19 protein-coding genes are annotated in these 23,420 nt (G+C 29.7%); 18 read left to right on the forward strand and 1 reads right to left on the reverse strand.

The genetic code is table 11. The features are described 5' to 3' along the window. The 15 genes from BM119_RS19935 to rlmA form a co-directional block, all read left to right on the forward strand. Positions 1 to 563 (forward strand): hypothetical protein (locus BM119_RS19935; protein WP_177199424.1); only part of this gene is annotated, 563 nt, incomplete at its 5' end. A gap of 324 nt (positions 564 to 887) precedes the next feature. Further along, positions 888 to 2,315 (forward strand): NAD(P)/FAD-dependent oxidoreductase, encoded by a 1,428-nt coding sequence (locus BM119_RS13520; protein WP_090042253.1) that lies wholly within the window; start codon positions 888 to 890, stop codon positions 2,313 to 2,315. A 12-nt stretch (positions 2,316 to 2,327) separates the two neighbouring features. Continuing rightward, positions 2,328 to 3,575 carry an NAD(P)/FAD-dependent oxidoreductase gene (locus BM119_RS13525; protein WP_090042254.1) on the forward strand — a complete coding sequence of 416 codons (1,248 nt, stop codon included), beginning with the start codon at positions 2,328 to 2,330 and terminating at the stop codon, positions 3,573 to 3,575. A 27-nt stretch (positions 3,576 to 3,602) separates the two neighbouring features. Then, positions 3,603 to 3,950, forward strand: coding sequence for a DUF1667 domain-containing protein (locus BM119_RS13530; RefSeq protein WP_090042255.1), 348 nt, complete (start codon positions 3,603 to 3,605; stop codon positions 3,948 to 3,950). Positions 3,951 to 4,262: 312 nt separating this feature from the next. Beyond that, positions 4,263 to 4,826 (forward strand): glycerol-3-phosphate responsive antiterminator, encoded by a 564-nt coding sequence (locus tag BM119_RS13535; protein WP_090042258.1) that lies wholly within the window; start codon positions 4,263 to 4,265, stop codon positions 4,824 to 4,826. Positions 4,827 to 5,094: 268 nt separating this feature from the next. After that, on the forward strand, positions 5,095 to 5,850 hold the full coding sequence (locus BM119_RS13540) for an MIP/aquaporin family protein (RefSeq protein WP_177199425.1): 756 nt from the start codon (positions 5,095 to 5,097) through the stop codon (positions 5,848 to 5,850). A gap of 68 nt (positions 5,851 to 5,918) precedes the next feature. Further along, a complete protein-coding gene (glpK, locus tag BM119_RS13545) occupies positions 5,919 to 7,421 on the forward strand; it encodes a glycerol kinase GlpK (protein WP_090042262.1) in 1,503 nt (500 codons plus the stop codon). 382 nt (positions 7,422 to 7,803) lie between these two features. Continuing rightward, a complete protein-coding gene (locus BM119_RS13550) occupies positions 7,804 to 9,735 on the forward strand; it encodes a BglG family transcription antiterminator (RefSeq protein WP_090042265.1) in 1,932 nt (643 codons plus the stop codon). 18 nt (positions 9,736 to 9,753) lie between these two features. Continuing rightward, positions 9,754 to 10,155 carry a PTS sugar transporter subunit IIA gene (locus BM119_RS13555; protein WP_090042267.1) on the forward strand — a complete coding sequence of 134 codons (402 nt, stop codon included), beginning with the start codon at positions 9,754 to 9,756 and terminating at the stop codon, positions 10,153 to 10,155. 1 nt (position 10,156) lies between these two features. Continuing rightward, on the forward strand, positions 10,157 to 10,432 hold the full coding sequence (locus tag BM119_RS13560) for a PTS sugar transporter subunit IIB (protein ID WP_090042269.1): 276 nt from the start codon (positions 10,157 to 10,159) through the stop codon (positions 10,430 to 10,432). A 28-nt stretch (positions 10,433 to 10,460) separates the two neighbouring features. Then, positions 10,461 to 11,834 (forward strand): PTS ascorbate transporter subunit IIC, encoded by a 1,374-nt coding sequence (locus tag BM119_RS13565; RefSeq protein ID WP_090042271.1) that lies wholly within the window; start codon positions 10,461 to 10,463, stop codon positions 11,832 to 11,834. Positions 11,835 to 11,905: 71 nt separating this feature from the next. Beyond that, positions 11,906 to 12,718 carry a transketolase gene (locus BM119_RS13570; RefSeq protein WP_090042273.1) on the forward strand — a complete coding sequence of 271 codons (813 nt, stop codon included), beginning with the start codon at positions 11,906 to 11,908 and terminating at the stop codon, positions 12,716 to 12,718. 10 nt (positions 12,719 to 12,728) lie between these two features. After that, positions 12,729 to 13,655 (forward strand): transketolase family protein, encoded by a 927-nt coding sequence (locus BM119_RS13575; protein WP_090042275.1) that lies wholly within the window; start codon positions 12,729 to 12,731, stop codon positions 13,653 to 13,655. Between the two features lie 13 nt (positions 13,656 to 13,668). Next, complete coding sequence (fsa, locus tag BM119_RS13580) at positions 13,669 to 14,316, forward strand: fructose-6-phosphate aldolase (protein WP_090042277.1); 648 nt, start codon at positions 13,669 to 13,671, stop codon at positions 14,314 to 14,316. 573 nt (positions 14,317 to 14,889) lie between these two features. Further along, positions 14,890 to 15,738 carry a 23S rRNA (guanine(745)-N(1))-methyltransferase gene (gene rlmA / locus BM119_RS13585; protein WP_090042279.1) on the forward strand — a complete coding sequence of 283 codons (849 nt, stop codon included), beginning with the start codon at positions 14,890 to 14,892 and terminating at the stop codon, positions 15,736 to 15,738. 321 nt (positions 15,739 to 16,059) lie between these two features. Here the strand turns inward: rlmA and BM119_RS13590 are convergent, their stop codons facing one another. Next, positions 16,060 to 16,833 (reverse strand): MurR/RpiR family transcriptional regulator, encoded by a 774-nt coding sequence (locus BM119_RS13590; RefSeq protein ID WP_242948431.1) that lies wholly within the window; start codon positions 16,831 to 16,833, stop codon positions 16,060 to 16,062. A 155-nt stretch (positions 16,834 to 16,988) separates the two neighbouring features. Between BM119_RS13590 and BM119_RS13595 the strand changes: the two genes are divergently transcribed. From BM119_RS13595 to BM119_RS13605, 3 genes are read left to right on the forward strand one after another with little or no spacing between them, the layout of a single operon-like run. Next, positions 16,989 to 18,953, forward strand: coding sequence for a fructose-specific PTS transporter subunit EIIC (locus BM119_RS13595; protein ID WP_090042281.1), 1,965 nt, complete (start codon positions 16,989 to 16,991; stop codon positions 18,951 to 18,953). 24 nt (positions 18,954 to 18,977) lie between these two features. After that, positions 18,978 to 21,626, forward strand: coding sequence for a glycoside hydrolase family 38 N-terminal domain-containing protein (locus BM119_RS13600; RefSeq protein ID WP_090042283.1), 2,649 nt, complete (start codon positions 18,978 to 18,980; stop codon positions 21,624 to 21,626). Positions 21,627 to 21,650: 24 nt separating this feature from the next. Next, positions 21,651 to 23,342 carry a sugar phosphorylase gene (locus tag BM119_RS13605; protein ID WP_090042287.1) on the forward strand — a complete coding sequence of 564 codons (1,692 nt, stop codon included), beginning with the start codon at positions 21,651 to 21,653 and terminating at the stop codon, positions 23,340 to 23,342. Positions 23,343 to 23,420 lie beyond the last annotated feature (78 nt).

The following is a 23,420-nucleotide window of genomic DNA, read 5'->3' on the forward strand; positions in this document are numbered from 1 at the left end:
ATGAATGTGAAGATCACAAAAACAGATGTGATAAGTATGCAAATGAGTCAAGGGAATTGTTTGAAAAGGCTTATGGACTTCAAGGAAAAGCTCAAGGTATACAAGAAAAAATAGACAAGCTTATATGGGAAGTAAGAAAGTTAAGAAGATTAGCAGATGAAAATTATGATAAAGCTAATTGTCTTTATAAAGAAGCAGATGAACTTTATGCAAATATAAATAAACTTACTTGTCAATGGGCTAAATATATTAGTGAAGCAATAAAATGTTATAGAAATTCAAGTTGTCATTGTAAAAATAAATGTAGATGCTTAGAAGAAAAAGCAAAAAAAATATTTGACCAAATTCAATGCTTAAAGGCTCAAGCTAGACAATTAATCCAAAGAGCAAATGAATTGGAGAAAAAAGCTAATTACTATGATAGAGAAGCAGACCAAAAGAATAAAGAAATAGGAAGATTAAGAGGGATACAAGAAGAGTTAAGACATAGAGCAGATGAATTACTTTGCAAAGCTCAAAAGTTTGCACAATTTGCTATAGAATGTTATTCATGTAGAAGATAATATTATCTATTTGCAAAAATAATAGTGAGAATTTTGAGAAAAGTGTGGAAAATATCTTTATAAGATGATATAATGAAAATAAAATAAATAGAAAATTTTAATATTAGTGCTATAGAGAAAAAGAGTTAAGCACAAAGCTGGGTGAATTATGCCCACTTTGCTTAACTCTTTTATTTTTTAGTTGAAAACTTTGATGAGTGACAAGTTATGAGTGACAAGTTAAGGATAAATCTTCTTAGGAAGATTTTTGAAATGAAAAAATAAATTAAAGAAAATCTGTGACTTTCAATAATAATTGTCAATTTAAAAAAGGGGGATTAATTTATGTATGATGTTGCAATAGTAGGGGCTGGGGTAGTAGGAGCATCGATATTTAGAGAGTTAACAAAGTACAATTTAAATGTTGTTATTATAGAAAAAGAAAATGATGTATCAATGGGGGCTTCAAGAGCAAATTCGGCAATAGTACATGCTGGTTATGACCCACAAATAGGTACTATGATGGCTGAATATAATGTAAAAGGTAACGAAATATTTGAAGGATTGTGTAAGGAATTATCTGTTCCTTTTAAGAGAAATGGCTCATTAATAATAGGTTTTAATGATGAAGATATGAAAACTATAGAACTTCTTTGTAAAAACGGTAGAGCTAATAAAGTAAAAGGACTTCAAATTTTAAATAGAGAAGAAACTTTAGAAAAAGAACCAAATTTAGAGTCTACAGTAGTAGGGGCATTATATGCACCAACAGGTGGAATAGTTGGTCCCTTTGAATATACAATAGCACTTGTTGAAAACGGTTTAATTAATGGAGGGATTGTTAAAATATCTTCTGAAGTCATGGGAATAAGTAAAGATGAAAACTTTAAAATAAAACTTAATTCAGGAGAAGTTATAGAAAGTAAATATTTAATAAATGCAGCAGGAGTATATGCTGATAAAATTCATAATATGGTTTGTAAAGAAGCATTTAAAATTATACCAAGAAAAGGTGCTTATTATGTAATGGATAAAAGTCAAGGAGACTTAATAAGTCACACAATATTTCAATGTCCATCTAAATTAGGAAAGGGAATTCTAGTAACGCCTACAGTGCATGGAAATCTACTGGTGGGACCAGATGCAATTGATATAGAGGAAAGAGAAGATGTTTCAACTTCAATGGAAGAACTTGAGGCTATAAGAGAAGTTGCTATGAAAACTACAACGAAAGTTAATTATAGAGAAAGTATAAGAAATTTTGCAGGGCTGAGAGCTAATTCAGATAGACATGATTTTATAATTGAAGAGGCTGAAGATGTTAAGGGATTTATTGATGTGGCTGGAATAAAATCACCAGGACTTTCATCTTCACCAGCAATAGCTTTAAGAGTAATTGAAATATTAAAAGAGTGTGGAATGAGTTTTAAGGCAAATAAGAATTTTAACCCTATAAGAAAACAGGTACATTTTATGGAATTATCCCAAGAGGAGAAAAATAATTTAATAAAGAAAAATCCTTCCTATGGAAGAGTAATTTGTAGATGTGAAAGTATAACAGAGGGAGAAATTATAGAATGTATAAAAAGATCCTTTGGAAACATATCTTTGGATGGTGTAAAGAGAAGATGTAGACCAGGAATGGGAAGATGTCAAGGTGGATTTTGTGGTCCAAGAGTACAAGAAATAATATCAAGAGAATTAAACAAGAATATGGTTGATATAACTCTAGACAAAGAGGATTCTTATATTTTAACAGGCAAAACAAAATAGGGGGTAATATCTATGTATTATGATTTAGTTGTAATTGGTGGGGGTCCAGCAGGACTTGCAGCAGCATATGAAGCTGAAGAAAATGGAGTAGAAAAAATTCTAATTATAGAAAGAGATAAAGAACTTGGAGGAATTTTAAACCAATGTATTCATAATGGGTTTGGCCTTCACACATTTAAAGAGGAGCTTACAGGACCAGAATATGCCGAAAGGTTTATAGATATGGTAGATGGTACAGATATTGATGTTAAGCTCGATACAATGGTGCTTCATATAGATGAAAATAAAATTATACATGCAATTAATTCAGAAGAAGGATATATAATGATACAAGCCAAGGCAATAGTACTTGCTATGGGATGTAGAGAAAGAACAAGAGGTGCTATAAATGTGCCAGGAGATAGACCAGCAGGAATATTTACTGCTGGATCAGCACAAAGATATATAAATATTGAAGGTTATATGGTAGGAAAAGAAGTAGTTATTTTAGGGTCTGGGGATATTGGACTTATAATGGCGAGAAGAATGTCTCTAGAAGGTGCTAAGGTAAAGGCAGTGGTTGAACTTATGCCATATTCTAATGGACTAAATAGAAATATAGTGCAGTGTCTACATGATTATGATATACCTTTATACCTATCATATACTGTGGTTGATTTAGTAGGAAAGACAAGATTAGAAAAGGTTGTTATAGCTAAGGTAGATGAAAATAGAAAACCTATAAAAGGAACTGAAATAGAGTTTGATGCTGATACTTTGTTATTATCAGTTGGATTAATACCGGAAAATGAATTATCAAAGAATGCAGGAATAGACATTGATAGAAGAACCAATGGGTTAATGGTTACAGAAAGCATGGAAACATCACAAAATGGAATTTTTGCTTGTGGAAATGTAGTTCATGTTCACGATTTGGTTGATTTTGTTACATCAGAGGCAAGACATGCAGGCAAATGTGCCGCTGGGTATTTAAAGAATGAAGTTGTAAAAGGAGAATATATAAATATAAAAAACGGAAATGCAGTGAATTATACAGTGCCTCAAAAGATTTGTGTTGATTTAATAGATGGAAACTTAAATGTACTTTTAAGAGTAAATAACGTGTATAAAGATAAAACTTTAGTTGTTAAAAGTGGAGATAAGGTTATAGCTAAGTTTAAGAAGCAACACTTAATACCAGCAGAAATGGAGAAACTAATTATACCAAAAAGTAAACTTGAAGATATAAAAGAGGATATAACAATTTCTTTAGAAGATTAAGTAAAGAATTTGAAGGGAGTGTAAATTATGGAAAAAGAATTAATTTGCATAGTTTGTCCTAATGGATGTAGATTAAAAGTTGATATAGACAATAAAACAGTTTCAGGGAATAAATGTATAAGAGGAGAAGCTTATGGAATAAATGAGGTTACTAATCCGGTTAGGGCTATTACTTCTACTGTTAAGATAAATGGAGAAACCTCAAAAATGGTACCAGTTAAAACAGATAAGCCAATACCTAAAAATTTAAACTTTAAATGTATGGAAGAGATAAATAAGGTTCAAGTATCACTTCCAGTAAAGGCTGGACAAATTATAATTAAAAACATCTTAGGTACACAATCAAACATTGTAGCAACAAAAACAATTGAGTAAATTTTTTTACAAATATAAGAATTTTATATTATAATATATCATATATATAATTGTATGAATAATTTGGAATTGATAAGCGAATGATTATCAATCAATGACAAGATAGTTATAGATTTATTTTGGTTGAAAATTAGAAATTAAGGGTGAAGGATATTTTTGAATTTTGTTCAGAAAAACTAACAATAATTTATCACTTACCATTTGTTACTTAAAGGAGCTACTTTCAACTTAATATTCGATAATAGTGCAGTATAGTTGGAAATTTATAGGAATAAGTTATAGAATTAAATGTGGAAAATGAGAGGTATATGAATGAGCAGTTTTAAAAAAGCTTTGGAAAACAATCCAGTTGTTGCAGCTGTAAAGAATGAGAAACAACTTGAAAATGCATTAAATTCAAATATAGAAATTATATTTGTATTGTTTGGAAATATTTTAAATGTAGCTGAACTTAGTGAAAAAATCTATGGGAAAAATAAAATAGGTATAATCCATGTGGATTTATTAGATGGATTATCAAATAGGGAATTTGCCCTAAAATTTTTAAGACAAAAAACTAAGTTTCATGGGATAATAAGTACAAAACCTACAATGGTGAAAATTGCTAAAAAATTAGGTTTTATAGCTATACAAAGGGTATTTATTATAGATAGTTTAGCTAAAAAAGATTTGAAGAACCATATGGTACAAGAGTGTGATGCTATAGAGATGTTACCTGGAGTAATTTTCAAGGTAATTAAAGAATTATCTAAAGAAATATCAAAGCCAATAATAACAGGTGGATTAATATCTGATAAAGATGATATTTTACAAGCTATTGAGGCTGGAGCTACTTGTATATCAACAACTAATGAAGAATTATGGAAGATCAAGTGACAAGTTTTAAGGGGGTTAAGAATTAAGGTTGTTTCGGAAATTAGGAATGAAAATTTGAGAGTTAATAAAGAGGTTGCTTTCCTTAATTTATAACTTGAACAAGCTATTCTTAATTTAATAAAAGGTGATGTTAATTTTTATCTGTTTTATAAGCATTATAGTTTCTTGATCAATTCTTTAATTGTAAACATATACTAAAAGGCATATAGTGCATATAACTAGATAATTAATTATATATATAATATTAATTTATGAAAGGGTGGATAATATGCAAGCATATGTAGCAGAGTTTATTGGGACTTTTATTTTAATTTTATTAGGTAATGGAGTTGTAGCCAATGTAGTATTAAAGAAAACTAAAGGTAACTCTTCAGGATGGATTGTTATAACAGCTGGATGGGGGTTCGCTGTAACAGTTGCTGCTTATATAACTGGTTGGATGAGTGGAGCACATTTAAATCCAGCAGTAACAGTTGGACTTGCTGTATCAGGTTTGTTCCCTTGGGACAAAGTTTTAATGTATATAGTTAGTCAAATGTTAGGTGGAATGTTAGGAATGATAGCAGTTTATCTAAATTATAAACCTTACTATGATGAAACAGAAAATCCAGAGGATATAAGAGGTACTTTCTGTACAGCACCAGGAATAAGAAACAATTTATATAGTTTTATAGCTGAATTTACAGGAACTTTTATATTGTTACTAGGTATAAGAGGAATAACTTATGGAGAAGTATTTAAAACAACTTTCCAAATTGCAGGAAATGACGTTGTAGGAACAGTAGGAATAATGGCTTCGTTCTTAGTTGGTCTATTAATATGGGGTATAGGATTATCTTTAGGAGGTACAACTGGTTATGCTATAAATCCAGCTAGAGATTTAGCACCAAGAATAATGTATGCTATATTACCAGTAAAGCATAAAACTCATCCAGACTGGGGATATGCTTGGATACCTGTAGTAGCACCTATAATAGGTGGTATAGTAGGTAGTTTAGTATTTGATTTAATCATTAAACTGTAATAAAATTAAATAAATATTTATTTTAAAATACTATGTATAGGTTTACAAAATGGGAGAGGTGTGTTTGTATGAAAAAATATATTGTGGCATTAGATCAAGGAACAACAAGTTCAAGAGCAATTATATTTGATAAAGAACAGAATATAATGGGAATAAATCAAAGAGAGTTTGCACAAATATATCCTAAAGAAGGTTGGGTTGAACATGATCCTATGGAAATATGGGCAAGTCAATATGGCGTATTACAAGAGGTTTTAGCTAAGAATAATATTTCCCCTGATGAAATAGCAGGTATTGGTATAACAAATCAAAGAGAGACTACTATGATTTGGGATAAAAATACAGGAAAGCCTATATATAATGCAATAGTATGGCAATGTAGAAGAACTGCCGAAATATGTGATAAATTAAGAGAAAAAGAAGGAATGGTTGAATATATAAAGCATAATACAGGACTAGTTTTAGATGCATATTTTTCAGGAACTAAAATAAAATGGATTCTAGACAATGTTGAAGGTGCTAGAGAAAAGGCAGAAAAAGGAGAACTTCTATTTGGTACAGTAGATACTTGGCTTGTATGGAAACTTACTAATGGAAAAGTTCATGTTACTGATTATACAAACGCATCAAGAACAATGATTTATAACATAAGAGAATTAAAATGGGATGATAAAATTTTAGAAGAATTAAATATACCAAAGTCAATGTTACCAGAAGTTAAAAATTCTTCTGAGATTTATGGATATGCAAACTTAGGAGGAAAAGGTGGGGTTAGAACTCCTATAGCTGGTATAGCTGGAGACCAACAAGCTGCTTTATTTGGACAAACTTGTTTTGAAAAAGGTGATGCTAAAAATACTTATGGAACAGGATGTTTCCTACTAATGAATACAGGTGATGAAATAGTAGAAAGTAAGAATGGATTATTAACTACTATAGGAATAGGAATTGATAATAAAGTTCAATATGCTTTAGAAGGATCAGTTTTTGTTGGCGGGGCAGTTATCCAATGGCTTAGAGATGAGCTTAGAATGGTAGATGATTCAGCTGATACTGAATATTTTGCAAGTAAGGTTAAGGATAATGGTGGAGTTTATATAGTACCAGGATTTGTTGGACTTGGAGCACCATATTGGGATATGTATGCTAGAGGATCAATTTCAGGTCTTACAAGAGGAACAAATAGAAACCATTTAATGAGAGCAGGGCTTGAATCTATAGCTTATCAAACAAAGGATCTTGTTGATGCTATGGTAGAGGATTTAGGATGTGATCTCAAAGATATAAAGGTTGATGGAGGAGCAAGTAGAAATAATTTCTTAATGCAGTTCCAAGCTGATATACTTGGTAGAGAAGTAATAAAACCAATTATAACAGAAACAACAGCACTAGGAGCAGCTTGTTTAGCAGGGCTTGCAGTAGGATTTTGGAAAGACAGGGAAGAAATAAAGGCTTTCTGGACAATGTCTGATAAATTCGAACCTAAATTAGAACAGGAAAAAGTAGATAAGTACTGTAAAGGATGGAAAAAGGCTGTTAGTAGGGCTTTAGACTGGGAAGATCATGAATAAAAATTAAATAAATTCTAGTATTTAAAGGTCTATGTTAGTATGTTTTTACATATTAACATAGACCTTTATTTACGTATAGGAAAGTATAAAAGTTTTTGATTATAAAATGCTGATGAAATTTAGGGTTAGAGAGTTTTTGAATTGATAATTGATAATGTACAATTGACAATAATTGTAAATCATCAATTCTCAATTGTCAATTAAAAAAGGTGCAGCCTTTTGTTCTTATGTGCACAGATGAAATGTGTCGAAAAATACTATGAAATGATATAATTATTAAAAATAATGTAAAATTACCACATTGAATGAAGAAAACTGTAGTAGTTTATACTATAGAAAACGAATACAATAAGGTCATAGGGAATATTGAGGAGGAAATAATGTGATATCACTTAATAAAAGACAAATTCAATTAAGTTATTTATTGGAGAAGAAAGATGATTATATAACTATTGATACTGTGTCAAAAATATTTGGAGTAAGTGAAAGAACTATAAGATATGATTTAGATTCTGTAGAGAAGGCTTTAAAAAAATACAATATTACCTTAGATAGAAAGCCAAGATTTGGAGTGAAGTTAAATATTAATGACTCAACCACAATACAAGACATAATGAAAGAATATGAGTTCAAAGTGTATTCATCAGATGAGAGAATTAATATAATAACTTTAATTTTATTAATAGAAGGAAAGACCACAATTGAAAAAATAGCAGATAGATTAGGTGTAAGTAAAAACACAATAATTCAAGATTTTAAATCTGTTAAGGATAACTTTAAAAATTCTAATATTGAAATTAGAAATAGATCTTATCACGGTCTGTCTCTAGAAGGAAATGAAATTGAAATTAGAAATACGTTTTTTAGGCTATCCAATGATTTGAAAGAAAATAAATCTATTAATATGGAAGAATGGATACTAACGGAACAGGGTTTTTCTAAAAATACAGCATTAAAAATAATAAGCAAAATAGAAGAAAAAATTAATGTTGAATACTCAGAAATTGCAGTTGAAGAATTAGAATTAATCACCTTATTTATATATGGTAGATGGAGCAATAATAACTATGTAAGCTATGATGATGATGAAATAAATAATGTGAAAAATGAAAGGGATTTTAAAGTCATTAAGGAAGTTATAGAAGATGTTTTAAAAAAACAAATTAAAGATGAAGAGGTTTATTATTTAAGAAGATTGTTTAAAGGATCAAAAACGACAACATCTGAAGAAGATTTTGATAAAACTGATGAAAATAAATTTAACGCTATAACAAATGAAATATTAGAAGAGTTATATAAGGTTATAGATATAAGTTGTGATGAAGAATTTGATCTTAAAAAGCAAATGGCAAGACATTTGAAAGTTGCAACATATAGATTAAAGAATCAACTTTATATAGATAATCCTATGGTTGAAGAAATTAAGTACAAGATGTCATTTATCTATAATATCACAGAAGAGATACTTAAGGATAAAGAACATATATTAGGAGTTGAATTTCCAGACACAGAGATTGCATTTATGACATTATATTTCAATGCATTGTTTGAAAGAAATATAAGTAGTAGTTTTAAGGCAAGGGTATTAATAGTATGCAATGGTGGGTTGGCAACATCTAGCTTATTAAAAGCAAGAATAAACATTATGATACCAGAAATTGAAATAATAAGTATATGTAGGGCAACCCATGTAGAAAGAATACTTAAGGATGGTAATGTAGATTTTATAATAAGTACAATCCCGTTAACTATTAAAAATAATTTAGTGATTCAAGTTAATCCTTTACTAGAATTAGAAGATACAGAAAAAATTAAAACAGCAATATTTGAAAAAAGGTATGAATCTAATTGTAAATATTTAGTTGATAAGGTTAAATTAAAAAAATCTAAAAGTTTAACAGCTTTAATAAAAGAAGAATATTCAAGATTTAATGAGGATATACGAGATTGGAAGGATGCAATATCCTTAGCAGCAAAGCCTCTTTTAGATCATAAGAAAATAAAAAAGCAATATATAAACGAAATGATAAGAGTAGTAGAAGAACTGGGAACATATATGGTTTTTATATCAGAAATAGCGTTTGTTCATGCACCACCAGAGTATGTTATAGAAAATTCTATAAGTCTATTAACATTAAAATCCCCTATTGATTTTGGTAATAAAAACACAGTTAAGGTAAAAACCATTGTTGTTCTAGCAAATAAAGAGGAAAACATGAATTTAGTTAATTTAATAGATATATTAACTAAAAATAAAAATGTTGAAGAGTTTAAAATGGCTAAGAGTTATAAAGATATAAAAAATATTCAATAAGGCATTAGGAGAATTGTTATGATAGTAAAAGTGATAGACAGAGTTGAAAGTTACAAAGAAGCAATAAAGCTATCTTGCGATATTTTAGAAGCAAATGGAGATATAGATGGAAAGTATTATGAGGCTATAATAGGTAAAATAAATGAATTTGGGCCATACTTTTGCTTAACAGAAGGAGTATGCATGCCTCATGCTAGGCCAGAAGATGGAGTGAAAAGTAGTAACTTATGTGTTCTAAAATTAAATGAACCAGTAGATTTTTTAGGGAAAAATATAAGTGTATTTTTTACACTTTCAGCAGTTGATAGTTCATCACATGTAGAAACCCTTAGGAAAATAGCAGAAGTTTGTATGAATGGTGAAAAATTAAACTTAATTATAAAGTCAAAAAATGAAAATGAAATTCAGGAGGTAATATAAAATGAAAAGAATAATGGCAGTTTGTGGATCAGGACTAGGATCAAGTTTTATGGTGGAGATGAATATAACAGATATATTAAATGAGCTTGGAGTAAGTGGTGACTATGAAGCAAATCATACATCATTAGCAGATGTAACAAGTGGAGATGCAGATATATTTGTAACAGCTAAGGATTTAGAGGATAGTGCAAGTCATCTTCCAAATCTTATAGTATTAGATTCATTATTAGATAAAAACGAGTTAAGAGAAAAACTAAAAGAAAAATTAGCCTTATAAAAAAGACTATTTTTAGGAGGAGTTAAAGATGGGTGGAATTTTAAAGGTGCTGGTAGATTTTCTATCAGAACCATCAGTATTAATAGGTATTATAGTTATAGTTGGATTAGCCCTTCAAAAGAAAAGTATAGATCAAGTTATAAAAGCAACATTAAAAGCCATGGTAGGATTTGTTGTTATAGGAGCAGCAGCAAGTGTAATTGTAGGTGCACTACAACCATTTGGAGTTATGTTTGAACATGGATTTAACATATCAGGTGTAATACCAAATAATGAGGCAGTAGTTGCTATGGCAATAGATCAATTTGGTACATCTACAGCTTTAATTATGACGTTTGGTATGATAGCCAATCTTTTAATAGCAAGATTCACAAAGTATAAATATATTTTCTTAACAGGTCACCATACATTATTTATGGCTTGTATGATAGCTGTTATATTAGCATCAGCAGGAATGACAGGAGTAAATTTAATTTTCACAGGTTCTTTAGCATTAGGACTTATAATGGTTCTATCTCCAGCTATACTTCAGCCTTTTATGAGAAAAATTACAGGAAATAATGAGGTAGCTTTAGGACACTTTTCAGCAACTGGATATGCAGTATCAGCTTTAATAGGAAAAGCTGTGGGTAAAGGATCGAAATCAACAGAAGAAATGAAAGTTCCAAAATCACTAAGCTTTTTAAGAGATTCAGTAGTTTCAATTTCACTTACAATGTTAATTTTATATATTGGAGTTGCCATAGTTGCAGGGCCTACATTTGTAGAAAATGAATTATCAGGTGGTAAAAACTTTATAGTTTATTCAATGATTCAAGCTTTAACCTTTGCAGCTGGATTTATATTAATCCAGAATGGCGTTAGATTAGTTTTAAATGAAATAGTACCAGCATTTAAGGGAATTGCAAGCAAACTAGTTCCAAATTCAAAACCTGCGTTAGACTGTCCAATAGTTTTCCCATATGCACAAAATGCAGTGTTACTAGGATTTATATTCTCTTTCTTAGGTGGAGTTGTTTCAATGTTATTACTAGGAGTTCTTGGATTGACAATAATAATACCAGGGGTTGTACCACACTTCTTTACAGGAGCAACAGCTGCTGTATTTGGTAACTCAACAGGGGGAAGAAGAGGAGCAATGGTAGGATCATTTGTAAATGGTTTAATAATATCATTATTACCAGTTGCACTATTACCTGTACTTGGTAACTTAGGATTTGCAAACTCTACTTTTTCAGATGCCGATTTTGGAGTAGCAGGTATATTCTTAGGTAAAGTTCAAGAGTATATAGGCGGTATGGGATTAACATTTACTTTAATAGGAATATTCTTACTAATGGTAGTGTTAACTATTATTTCAAATAAAAAAGCAGTTAATTCACCAGAAAAAACTGAAGCATAATACTTAAATTGGGGAATTGAAAAATTCCTCAATTTTTATACAAATTTTACAGAGAAGTAGGAGGCGTTTTTATGAATATAGACAAGTTAAAAGAAATTTCTAAAGAACTTAGAAAAGATATTATAGAGATGATATATAATTCGGGTTCAGGTCACCCAGGAGGTTCTCTTTCAGCAATAGATATAATAACTTATTTATACTTTGAAAAAATGAATATAGATCCAAAGAATCCTAAAATGGACAATAGAGATAGGTTTGTTTTAAGTAAAGGGCATGCTGCACCAGCATTGTATGCAGCATTAGCTAAAAAAGGATATATAAAAAAAGATGAGTTAAATAATTTAAGAAAAATTGGTTCTATATTGCAGGGACATCCAGATTCGAAAAAGTGTCCTGGGGTAGATATTTCAACAGGTTCATTAGGTCAAGGATTTTCAAATGCAGGTGGATTAGCATTAGCTAATAAGATAGATAATAAATCAGGAAACATATATGTTTTATTAGGAGATGGAGAAATTCAAGAGGGAATTGTATGGGAAGTAGCTATGAGTTCTGTGCAGTTTAACCTGGATAATCTAGTAGCGATAATAGACAAGAACGGAATACAACTAGATGGTAGAACAAGTGAAATAATGAATGTAGATCCATTAAAAGAAAGATGGCAAAGTTTTGGATGGAATGTAATAGAGTGTAATGGACACGACTTTGAAGATATAGAAATGGCTTTCAGCGATAGCAAAAAAGTAGAAAACAAACCTACAATGATAATTGCTAATACTGTTAAAGGAAAAGGCATATCTTTCATGGAGGATAACGTTGAATGGCATGGGGTAGCACCAAGTCTTAAGCAAAAAAATAATGCAATACTGGAATTAAGCAAATAGGAGGTTAGTTATGAAAAGAGCAACAAGAGAATCTTATGGAGCAACTATAGTAGAGTTAGGAAAAGAAAATAGTAATATTGTAGTTTTAGATGCAGACCTTTCTAAAGCAACAAAAACAGCTGCATTTGGTAAAGAATTTAAGGATAGATTTTTCGATGTTGGAATTGCGGAGCAGAATATGATTGGTATGTCAGCGGGGCTTGCAGCAGGTGGAAAGATACCTTTTGCAACTACTTTTGCAGTTTTTGCAGCGGGAAGAGCTTATGAAATAATTAGGAATTCAGTTTGTTATCCAAAAGCAAATGTAAAAATTGCAGCTACTCATGCAGGTATAACTGTTGGACCAGATGGTGGAACTCATCAAGCAATAGAGGATATTGCACTTATGTCATCACTTCCTAATATGATAGTGCTTTCACCAGCAGATGATATAGAAACTTGTAAGTGCATTAAAGCGGTAGCAGAAATAAATTCTCCAGTGTATATAAGACTGGGTAGAATAGCTTTAGATGACATATATGATGATAGCTACCAATTCAAAATAGGAAAAGGTACAGAATTGGTTCAGGGAAATGACATTACATTAATAGCTACAGGAATAATGGTTCATAAAGCATTAGAAGCTTCAAAAGAACTAAAAAATGAAGGCATAAATGCTAGGGTGATAAACATCTCAACTATAAAGCCAATAGATGAAGACATAATAGTGAAAGCAGCTAAGGAAACCAAGGGAATAGTAACTATTGAAGAACACTCTATTATAGGGGGATTAGGAGATAACGTAGCTAGTGTTATTTGTGATAAGTGCCCTACGATAGTTAAAAAGGTAGGGGTAAATGATACATTTGGAGAGTCAGGAAACCCAGATGATTTAATGAAAAAGTATGGTTTAACAGTAGAAAATATAAAAAATAAAGTTAAAGAGATTATTAAGTAAGGTGGTATAATAAATGAAATTATTTATAGACACAGCAAATATAGAGGAAATAAGAAATATAGCTAAGCTAGGAATTGTTTCAGGGGTTACTACTAACCCAACGTTAATTGCTAGAGAAGGTAGAGATATAACTGAGGCTATGAAAGAGATAACTTCGCTAATAGATGGTCCTATTAGTGCTGAAGTAATGGCTTTAGAAAGCGATAAAATGGTAGAAGAAGCAAAAGAGCTTATTAAAATACATAAGAATATTGTTATAAAAATTCCTATGTGTGAAGAAGGATTGAAGGCTGTAAGTGAGCTTAGTAAGTTAGGAATTAAAACAAATGTAACACTTATATTTTCAGCAGTACAAGCTTTGCTAGCAGCAAGAGCTGGAGCAAGTTTTGTTAGTCCATTTGTTGGTAGGCTTGATGATATAGGAGCAGTTGGAAATGACTTAATAGTTCAGATAAGAGAGATGTTTGATATTCATGGAATAGATGCAGAAATAATTTCTGCAAGTATAAGAACTCCAATGCATGTACATGAAAGTGCATTAGCAGGAGCTCATATTTCTACAGTTCCATATAAAATATTACTTCAAATGATTAAACATCCATTAACAGATATAGGAATGGAAAAGTTTATAGCAGACTATAATAAGGCTTTTAATAAGTAAATACGAATAAGGTATTTTCTTTCATGTGCATAAGTAAGAGTATATTAATATAAAATTAGTATACTCTTATTTTATATAGTTAAAAATTGAGAATGAAGGTTTTCTTCACTGTGTCTAGAAAATCGTAAAATTAAATTTTATATTTTTAGTAGAGAAATCAACAGTAACTTAAACTTCATATTGAAATTGTATATACATTAAAGGATTATCTAAAGAAAAGTGAGGTATAAGTGTTAGCAAACTATCTGACGAACAGTTAGTATTGTTGGTATAAAAAATTTATATGGCGTTAAGAATTCCAATTGTTTGAACATAGTGAGTTATTGGAATTTAGACATATGAAGTTTTTTATGCCTTACAATACTCGGTGTAGTCAGCTAGTTTGCATCGCTTATACCTCACTTTTCGGTTTTGATGAAATTCCTTTGTGGGAATGTTTTCAAAAGATATTATGTATTTAGTGTTATTTAGACAATTTAATAAAATAAAATTATAGGGATATGATTTAAAATGATATAATTGACTTAAGGAAGATGAAATTTAAAATATGTCTTAAACTATGGAGGAAAAAATTTGAAAAAAGATACTTTAAAAACTGTATATAAGTGTCCAGTATGTGGTGAACAGCTGGAAAAACTAGAAAGGCAGTATGTATGTGAAAAAAATCATTCTTTTGACATCTCTGGAAAAAGTCATGTTAATCTTTTGCTTGCAAATCAAAAGAATACTAAAGACCCAGGAGACAATAAAGAAATGATGGAGAATAGAAGAAACTTTCTTAACAAAGGATATTACTCAAAATTCTCAGATGAATTAAATAATGTAATAGATTTTTATTTAAAATCTGATGAAGAGTATATATTAGATGCAGGTTGTGGAGAAGGATATTTTATATCAAAGATAAAGAATAAGATAAGTAGTGATGATAATAGGCACGATATTAATTATTATGGAATGGATATATCAAAGTCAGCAATAAAATATGCTACAAGGAGAGATAAAACTGTTAATTTTTCAGTAGGAAGCAGTTTTAATTTACCTTTCTTAGATAAATCATTGAATTATGTAATTAGAAACTTTGCCCCAGGTGAAGCTGAGGAATTTAGGCGTGTACTAAAGGATGATGGAAAACTTGTCATTGCAACACCAGGAGTTGAGCATTTATTTGAGCTAAAAGAAAGAATATATGAAAATCCTAGAAAACATGAAATTAAGGACACTTCTATAGAGGATTTTCAACTTATAGACCATAGAGAAATTAAATATGATATTAATTTAAATAATAATGAGGATATACAAAATCTTATAACAATGACACCCTACTATTGGAGCATTACAAAGGAAATGAAAAATAGACTTGAGGAATTAGAGTCATTTAGAGTTACCTTACATTTTAATATAGATGTATATAAGAAAGCTTAAATCAGGACAAGCATTATTTGGAAAATCAGTAAGGATAGTATTAGATAAAATATAAGCTATGAAACTATAAAGTATTAACAATATGGTTTCATAGCTTTTATAATTTTCATTTTTAATATATCCGTTCTTATTAGGTACATTCAAAAAAATAACAAGTCAGTATGCTAGTCTATTTTGTGTCATACTTCGTCAGCGATATCAGCTCATAGTCTATGCTATGAACTAATATCACTTCCTTGTATTACACAAAATATACATGGCATTTTGGACTTGTTATTTTCTTTCATGTGCCTTAGTATCAATTCTAATTAATAATTAAGTTTATTTGTCTTTCTTTTTATTAGAAGTATTTTTATTCATATATATTCCAAATACAATATCAATAATTAAAAGCAAGGTTGATCTAGGCGTAATATCATAACCTAAAAAGTTGCTTTTTTTATAATAATTATCTAAAGGAACCGTTACCAATTTAGATAAAGAAGATCCAGCACTATTTATTATAGCCGCAGTTTTAAAATGTCTATAATTTAATTTTTCAGCAACATTTAATAAGGTTTTTGTTTCTCCACTATTAGATATAAAAATTATTAAGTCATCTTTATCAGCAGTTTTGTCTATTAAATCAATAATATGTGATTCATATATGTAAAAACTACCTTTATTAGCTTGCATTAATAACTTAGAAAAGTATTCCCCCATAGGTTTAGAAAGTCCCACAGAAACAATTATTACTTTTTTTGCATCTTTTATAAGGTTCACAAGAATATTAATATTATCAAGATTTAAGTTAGATAAAGAAGTATTTATATTATCTTTTATTAAGTCAATATAGTTGTCATCTTTGGGGATAATATCTATGTCTAGGTTTTTTAATATGTATTTAAGTTCAGAAAAAGCGGAAAGACCAAGTTTATTACACATTCTAACTACAGTAGTTGTGCTTACATTGTTTTCTTCGGCCATAGATACTAAAGATTGAGTTTTAGCTTTTTCCAAATTTGAGTCAATATAGTAAAAAATATGCTTTTCAGCATGACTAAGATTATTTAGATTTTGAGAGAAATATGTTACTAGCTTACTAATGTTAATCACCTACTTATAAAATGTAATAAAAATTATATGCTTAAGTTATTAATAGTATACCAAACAAAAAGTAAAATTGTACTTAACATGTATAAAAAAATCTCGTGAACATGTGATATAACATAATTGTAAAGGATTTAATACACGTGAAGGGAGAAATTAATATGGATTTAAAAAAGATGACAAATGAAAATTTAATAGTAATAAATTTAAAATCTACTAAAAAAGAAGATGTAATTAAAGAGTTAATTTGTAAGCTTTATAAAGAAGATATAATAAGTTCAGAAGAAGGATTTTACAATGCAGTAATGGAAAGAGAGGCTCACTCTCCAACAGGTTTAGAGAGAGGGCTTGCAATTCCTCATGGTAAGTCTAAATTCGTAAAAAAGGCAGCATTTGCAGTAGCACGTTTAGAAAATAAAATAAAAGATTGGGAAAGTGTTACTGAAGACAATGAAGTAGAACTAGTATTTTTATTAGCAATTCCAGAAGCAGAGGCTGGATCAACTCACTTAAAACTATTATCTGAACTTTCAATGGCTTTAATGCATGAGGAGTTTATAGTAGGGTTAAGAACAGCTAAGACACCAAGAGAATTATTAAGTAACTTAGAATACAAGGAAAAAGAAGAGGAAGAAGTTAAGCAATATTCAAAAACAGTATTAGGTGTTACTGCATGTGCAGCAGGAATTGCTCATACCTATATGGCTGCAGAGGCTTTAGAGAAAGCAGGAAAAGAGCTTGGAATAAAGGTTCTTGTGGAAAAGCAAGGTGCTAATGGAATAGAGGATAGGCATACTATTAATGATATAAAGAATGCAGATGGAGTAATATTTGCTTGCGATATAGCAGTTAAAAATATAGAAAGATATGAAGGAAAAGACTTCATAAAGGTAAAAGTTGCAGATCCATTAAAGGATGCATCGAAATTATTAAAGAAAGTATTAGAAAATCCAGATGGCAAGGTAAAATCAGAAAACACTTCATCAAATGAAGATCATACTGATGGAAAAAAAGGCATACTTTCAGGCATGATAGAAGCCATAATGACTGGTATATCATACATGATTCCAGTAATAGTTGCAGCAGGTTTGATGATGGGTATAGCTAAATTATCAGCTATGGGTTTAGGCATTATAGATACATTAGGAAGTCCTGAAATGGCAACTAGCTCAAATCAACTTTATGTATTACTGCATAATCTAGATAAATTTGGGGGCTTAATATTTAAGTTTATTTACCCAATATTCTCAGCATATGTAGCTTATTCAATAGCTGATAGGCCAGGTTTGGTACCAGGATTTATAGGAGGAGCATTTGCAGGTGGATTACATTACACATTTTGGGGTGTTAAGGATGGTATTCCATCAGGTTTCTTAGGCGCATTAATTTTAGGATTGGTAGCAGGTTATGTAACAAAGTTCTTAAATGATAAAATAAAGCTAGGAAGAAATCTACAAGCAGTTAAGCCTATGCTAATATTACCAGGAATAGGCGTACTTGTGATATTCTTATTGAACTTTTATTTAGTAGATCCAGTGTTTGGAGGACTTAATGGTTGGTTAACAAATGTTATAAAATCATTCTCAGGAGCTAGTGCTTTGGTATTAACAGCGGTAATTGCAGCATGTACAGCATTTGATTTAGGTGGACCGGTAAATAAAGCAGCAGGAGCAATAGCCATAGGACTTGCAGCAGATATGATATTCCCATTAACAGGTAGAGTTCTTGCAATAGTAATACCTCCAATTGGATTAGGATTAGCAACAGTGTTAGATAAATATATAGTTAAAAGAAGAGTGTTTGATGATAACTTAAGAGTTGTTGGTAACACATCAATAGTATTAGGGCTTATAGCAGTAAGTGAAGGTGCAATACCATTTATGTTAAAAAATCCATTAATAACAATTCCTATAAATGTAATCGGATCTATTTTAGGAGCATGTACAGCAGTAGCTTTAGGAGCAGTACAATGGAATCCATTACCAGCAGTATGGGGATGGCCACTAGTAGAAAATTTATGGGCTTATTTATTAGGATTAATTGTAGGGGTAATGTTCATAGCATTAACTAATATATTTGTAAGATTTTATCTTTTGAAGAAAGAAGAAAAAACTAAAGTAGTTTAAAACATTGTAGATATGGAGGAACTTATGAGTAAAAAAAAGGTTTATGTAGTACCACATTCACATTGGGATAGAGAATGGTATTTTACAATAGAAGATTCAAATGTATTATTAAGTGAAAACATACCTTACTTAATGGATGTATTAGAAAATGACAAAAGTTATAATTCATATACCTTTGATGCTCAATTATCAGTGGTTGAAGAATTTTTAAAGATATATCCAGAAGAAAAGCAAAGATTATCAAAATTAATTGTAGATAAAAGAATTTTTATAGGACCTTGGTATACTCAAACAGATTCACTATTGGTGAACAAAGAATCTATAATAAGAAATTTATTATATGGAACAAGGTTAGGAAATGAATTTGGGCACAGTATGAATATAGGATATTTGCCAGATATTTTTGGTCAAAACGCATACCTACCTTCTATTTTCAAAGGTTTTGATATTGAATATAGTATTTTACAAAGAGGAATATACACAGAAGAATTAAAAGGAAATTTAAATTTTTTATGGGAATCTCCTGATGGTGAGAGTGTAGAATCTAATAATATATATTTAGGTTACGGGCCAGGAAAGTTTCTTTCCTCCTGTGACCAATATATAGAAGAAAAATTAAATCCTATGCTAGAAAAACTAGAAGCTTTAAATAGAGGAACGGATAATATTTTACTTCCAGCGGGTGGAGACCAAGTTCTTGTAAGAGAACATTTTCCAAAGACTATAGAAGAGTTAAACAACAAACAAGATAAGTACGAGTTCGTATTATCTGATTATGAAACATTTATGAAAGATACTTGGAAAAATAAATTTAAAAACAACATAAATGGTGAATTAATAGGGTGTGAAAAATCTAGAATTCATAATACTGTAAAATCTCAAAGATATGATATTAAAAAACTGAACAATTCAGTTGAAAATAAAATTATATATGTTTTAGAACCATTAAGTGTTATAGGAAAAACCTTAGGACTGAAATACCCATCAGCATGGTTAGATAAAATGTGGAAATTATTATTTGATGCCCATGCCCATGATAGTATGGGAGGATGTAATTCAGATGATACAAATAGGGATATAGTAACAAGATTACAAAAGGTTAATAAGATTTGTGATGGACTTACTAACATTATAAAAAAGCAAATTACTTCATCAGTAAGTAGAAGTATAAATAAAGATAATATTATTTTATTATTTAACACAAAAGCTTCAAAAACTAAAGAAAATATGGAAACTGTTATATTTACTAAAGAGAAAAATTTCATACTAGAAACTATACATGGTGAAAAGGTGGATTTTAATGTAGTAAGTCAGAAGATTTTAAGTGGTGGAAAACAAGTTGTAGTTACAGCAGAAGGTGAAAAAGAAATAGAATTGCCAGGTTACTATAGAACGGAAGTGTTGATTAGAAATGTGGAAGTTTTAGCCATGGGATATGAAGTTATATGTGTAAATGATCAAGTTAGTTTAAGTAATGGTGATATGGGATCATATTCATTAGATAAATTAATAGAAAACTATATGTATGCAATAGAATTTGAAAAAGGAAAAATAAGCCTTGTGAACAAGGGTACTAAAGAAAAAATAGATGAACTATTTTATTTTGAAGACACTGGTGATAATGGAGATTCCTATGACTACTCCCCATTAGAAGATGAAAAAGAAATTATCATAAAGGAAAGTAAATTGATTTCAGTAAAAAAGTCTTCATTAGTTGAAAGTATGAACTTAAGGCATAGTATTATTATTCCTGAGAGTTTAGAAGAAAGAAAACATAGAATTAGCACAAAAAAATTAGAAATAGATACTACAATTGAGTTAAGACAAGGTGAAAACTTTATAAGAATTAATCATAGAATTAATAATGAAGCAAAGGATCATAGAGTTAGAGTGGTATTTAATACCAATGTAAATTCAAAGACGTCCCTAAGCGATCAAGGATTTTCTATGATTGAAAGAAATAACTTTAATCCATACATTAAAAATTGGGAAGAAAAGAACTTTGCGGAGGCTCCAGTTTCTATATTTGCTTTAGAAAATATTGCACTATTAAAAGATAGTAAAAATATATTTGGAGTAGTTACAAAAGGAATAAAGGAATATGAAATTATAGAGGATAGTAAAATTTCATTAACTTTATTTAGAAGTGTAGGTTTATTAGGAAAAGATAATTTACCTTGGAGACCAGGTAGGGCATCAGGAATAAACAATAAGGTTGTATATACAAAGGATGCTCAAATGTTACAAAATATGGAGTTTGAGTATGCTCTTTATTTTAATAATTCAAAAGAAGAAGAAATAGAAATGTTTAAAGTAATGGATAGGTTTATAGGAAAGTACACAACATATCAAAAACAAAATTTGAATCTTTTTGAAGAGAGATTAGATAGATTTGAAATTCCACTAAACCTTAAAAATCCTCATAAGAGATATTCATTATTTAATGTGGATAATGGAAATGTATTTGTAAGTGGGTGTAAAGAGGCTTATGAGAAGAATGGTATAATACTTAGATTGTTTAATCCAAGTAAAAAGGATGAAAAAGTAAATATAAGTAGCGATTATATTAAAAATATAGTTATTACTAATTTATATGAAAGGGAAATAGAAGAATATAATGGAGAAGCAATAGTTCCAGCAAGAGGACATTTAACTTTGAAATTCTTTATTTAAATTTAGTATTTAGGAGAAAACAGTATGGATAAACAAACTCTTTTATTTAATATTGAAAAAAAATTAAAGCTTATATATGGAAAAGAATATAAAGAAAGTTTTCTTAATGATTTGAAAAAACTAATAAATAATTGGGAAGAAGAGAAATTTCAAGAGGCTTGTTCTGTATCAGAAAAAAACATCTATCTTATCACATATGGAGATAGCATATATGAAGAGGGAAAACCAACTTTAGAAACATTAAACAAATTTTTGAAGAAGGAAGTAAAAAACGCAATAACAGATGTTCATCTTCTTCCAATGTTTACTTATACATCAGATGATGGTTTCTCAGTGGTAGATTATATGGAAATAGATAAAACTTTGGGTAATTGGGAAGACATAAAAGAATTTTCTAAAGACTATAGATTAATGTTTGATTTTGTAGCTAACCATATTTCAAAAAGCAGTAGCTGGTTTAAGGGATACATTAATGATGAAGAAAAATATAAACAATTCTTTATAAAAGAAGATAAGAATTTTGATACTTCAAAAGTAGTGAGACCAAGAACATCTCCATTGTTTCATAAATACAAAAGTAAACCAAAAGAAAAGACAGCTTGGACAACATTTAGCGAAGATCAAGTTGATATTAATTTCAAACACTTTCCAGTGTTTATAGAAATGACTAATATTTTATTAAAGTATGCACAAAATGGAGCAACATCAATAAGGTTAGATGCTATAGGTTTTTTATGGAAAGAATCAGGAACACCATGTATACACTTACCTCAAACCCATAGCATTATAGAAATCTGGAGGTTGTTACTAGATTACTTTAAAGTAAATACGCAAATAATAACAGAAACTAATGTCCCTCATAAAGAGAATATTAGTTATTTAGGAAATGGTATTAACGAAGCTCATATGGTTTACCAATTTGCATTACCACCATTAGCGTTATATACATTAACGACTCATAATTCATTAAAGTTAACTAATTGGGCAAAGACAATAGATAAAATTTCAGACAATGCAACATTTTTTAATTTTCTATCGAGTCATGATGGAATAGGAATGAGACCTACGGAGGGAATATTAACTGATGAAGATAGAGAGTTATTAGTTAATAAAACATTAGAAAATGGAGGAAGGGTGTCTTATAAAAATAATGTAGATGGAACAAAATCTGTCTATGAACTAAATATAAATTATAATGATGCTTTAATAAACAAAGGTGAAGATGATAATTTAAAAACCGAAGTTGATAAAATTTTAGCATCACAAGGAATTTTATTATCATGTATTGGAGTACCTGCAATATACTATCATTCTTTATTAGGATCAAAGAATTATTACAAAGGTGTAGAAGAATCAGGTATCAACAGAAGGATAAATAGAGAAAAGCTTCAGTATGAAAAGATTTGTGAAGATTTACACAGTGATGAAAGAAGAAGTTTAATATTTAATGGTCTAAAGAATCTAATAGAACTAAGAAAAAATGAAAGTGCATTTTCTCCATATGCAAATCAAAGAGTTATTGATTTAGGAGAAAAAATATTTGCATTGGAAAGAACAAATCATAAGACAAAGGAAAAGATAACATTTATTCTTAATGTTGATTCAAAACCAATAGAAGTAGATACGAGATTAGATGGAATTGATATCATAACTAACCAAAAAGTATGTGGTAAAATAAATCTAGAAGCATATAAATTCCTTTGGATTAAGTTTTAGATATAATCACTGTATTGTATGCAGTGATTATATCTGTTTTAGTGATTGTTTGTGGTTTGATAGAAAGTAATTCAGAGA

It is taken from the genome of Clostridium frigidicarnis, assembly GCF_900111985.1.
Classification (GTDB): domain Bacteria; phylum Bacillota; class Clostridia; order Clostridiales; family Clostridiaceae; genus Clostridium_Z; species Clostridium_Z frigidicarnis.

Excerpts from the sequence above, each read along its gene's own strand:
- BM119_RS13520 (WP_090042253.1), top strand. The coding sequence starts at position 888 with ATGTATGATGTTGCAATAGTAGGGGCTGGGGTAGTAGGAGCATCGATA.
- BM119_RS13525 (WP_090042254.1), top strand. The coding sequence starts at position 2,328 with ATGTATTATGATTTAGTTGTAATTGGTGGGGGTCCAGCAGGACTTGCA.
- BM119_RS13530 (WP_090042255.1), top strand. The coding sequence starts at position 3,603 with ATGGAAAAAGAATTAATTTGCATAGTTTGTCCTAATGGATGTAGATTA.
- BM119_RS13535 (WP_090042258.1), top strand. The coding sequence starts at position 4,263 with ATGAGCAGTTTTAAAAAAGCTTTGGAAAACAATCCAGTTGTTGCAGCT.
- BM119_RS13540 (WP_177199425.1), top strand. The coding sequence starts at position 5,095 with ATGCAAGCATATGTAGCAGAGTTTATTGGGACTTTTATTTTAATTTTA.
- glpK (WP_090042262.1), top strand. The coding sequence starts at position 5,919 with ATGAAAAAATATATTGTGGCATTAGATCAAGGAACAACAAGTTCAAGA.
- BM119_RS13555 (WP_090042267.1), top strand. The coding sequence starts at position 9,754 with ATGATAGTAAAAGTGATAGACAGAGTTGAAAGTTACAAAGAAGCAATA.
- BM119_RS13560 (WP_090042269.1), top strand. The coding sequence starts at position 10,157 with ATGAAAAGAATAATGGCAGTTTGTGGATCAGGACTAGGATCAAGTTTT.
- BM119_RS13565 (WP_090042271.1), top strand. The coding sequence starts at position 10,461 with ATGGGTGGAATTTTAAAGGTGCTGGTAGATTTTCTATCAGAACCATCA.
- BM119_RS13570 (WP_090042273.1), top strand. The coding sequence starts at position 11,906 with ATGAATATAGACAAGTTAAAAGAAATTTCTAAAGAACTTAGAAAAGAT.
- BM119_RS13575 (WP_090042275.1), top strand. The coding sequence starts at position 12,729 with ATGAAAAGAGCAACAAGAGAATCTTATGGAGCAACTATAGTAGAGTTA.
- fsa (WP_090042277.1), top strand. The coding sequence starts at position 13,669 with ATGAAATTATTTATAGACACAGCAAATATAGAGGAAATAAGAAATATA.
- BM119_RS13595 (WP_090042281.1), top strand. The coding sequence starts at position 16,989 with ATGGATTTAAAAAAGATGACAAATGAAAATTTAATAGTAATAAATTTA.
- BM119_RS13600 (WP_090042283.1), top strand. The coding sequence starts at position 18,978 with ATGAGTAAAAAAAAGGTTTATGTAGTACCACATTCACATTGGGATAGA.
- BM119_RS13605 (WP_090042287.1), top strand. The coding sequence starts at position 21,651 with ATGGATAAACAAACTCTTTTATTTAATATTGAAAAAAAATTAAAGCTT.